The organism is Streptomyces sp. NPDC005574, from assembly GCF_040605435.1.
In the GTDB taxonomy this organism is placed as follows: Bacteria; Actinomycetota; Actinomycetes; order Streptomycetales; family Streptomycetaceae; genus Streptomyces.
Genome location: NZ_JBEXCW010000337.1, coordinates 1 through 1311 on the forward strand (window position 1 = coordinate 1; position 1311 = coordinate 1311).

At 66.2% G+C, this 1311-nt stretch carries 1 protein-coding gene; it reads right to left on the minus strand.

Going from position 1 to position 1311, the window contains the following annotated elements; translation table 11 throughout:
• Nucleotides 1-39: 39 nt before the first annotated feature.
• On the minus strand, nucleotides 40-1254 hold the full coding sequence (locus ABZT03_RS44590) for an IS256 family transposase (protein WP_356050072.1): 1215 nt from the start codon (nucleotides 1252-1254) through the stop codon (nucleotides 40-42).
• Nucleotides 1255-1311 lie beyond the last annotated feature (57 nt).

The window sequence follows — 1311 nt, forward strand, 5'->3', positions numbered from 1 at the left end:
GGGTCTGTAAAGCGAGCGGTGTAACTGGGTTTGGTGTGGCTAGAGTTGGCCTGCGGTGAGGCGGCCGTCGAAGGCCAGGTCGAAGGCGTTCATGGCGCCCTTCCAGCGCATGGTCCAGCGTTTGCGGCCGGCGCCGGTCGGGTCGAGGCTCATGACGGCCATGTAGACACATTTGAGGGCGGCCTGCTCCGTGGGGAAGTGCCCGCGGGCGCGGACGGCCTTGCGGATGCGGGCGTTGACGCTCTCAATGCTGTTGGTCGTGCACACGATGCGGCGTATTTCTGCATCAAACTGAAGGAAAGGCGTGAACTCGGGCCAGCTGGACTCCCAGAGACGGACGATCGCCGGGTACTTCTTGCCCCAGGTCTCGGCGAATTCCAGGAACCGCGTCGTGGCCGCGTCCTCGGTCGGCGCGGTGTAGACGGGCTTGAGCGCCTTGGCGATCTTGTCCCAGTCCTGGCGGGCCGCGTATCGAAATGACGCCCGCAGCAGGTGAACCACGCACGTTTGCACCACGGTTCGCGGCCAGACCTCACCGACTGCCTCGGGCAGCCCCTTCAACCCGTCGCAGACCAGCATGAGGACGTCTTCGACGCCCCTGTTCTTGAGCTCGGAGAGCACTCGAAGCCAGTGTTTCGCGCCTTCGCCGCCGTCGCCGGCCCACAGGCCGAGGATGTCGCGGTGTCCCTCGGCGGTGACCGCCAGGGCCACGTAGATCGGCCTGTTCGCTACTTGGCCATCGCGAATCTTGACGTTGATAGCGTCAATGAAGACGACCGGGTAGACGCGGTCTAGCGGCCGGTTCTGCCATTCCGCCATGCCATCCATCACCTTGTCGGTGATCGTGCTGATGGTCGTCTTGGACACGTCCGCGCCGTAGACCTCGGCCAGGTGCGCGGAGATCTCCCCGTGCGTGAGGCCCTTCGCGGACAGCGATAGCACCATCTCGTCCACGCCGGTCAGCCGGCGCTGCCGCTTCTTGACGATGGCCGGCTCGAAGGAGCCCTCCCGGTCGCGAGGCACGTCGATCTCGACCGGCCCGATGTCCGTCAGCACCGTCTTGGACCGGGTGCCGTTACGGGAGTTGCCGCCGTCCTTGCCCGCCGGGTCGTGCTTGTCATAGCCGAGATGGTCGGTGATCTCGCCCTCCAGGGCGGACTCCAGAACCGCCTTGGTCAGCTGCTGCAGCAGCCCGCCCTCGCCGGTCAGCTGCAGCCCCTTGCTGCGGGCCTGCTCAACAAGCTGGTCGATCAGTTTCTGCTCGACCGTCGCGGCCTCCGGCGACGGATCCGCCTGGTCGGCAGCGGCCAC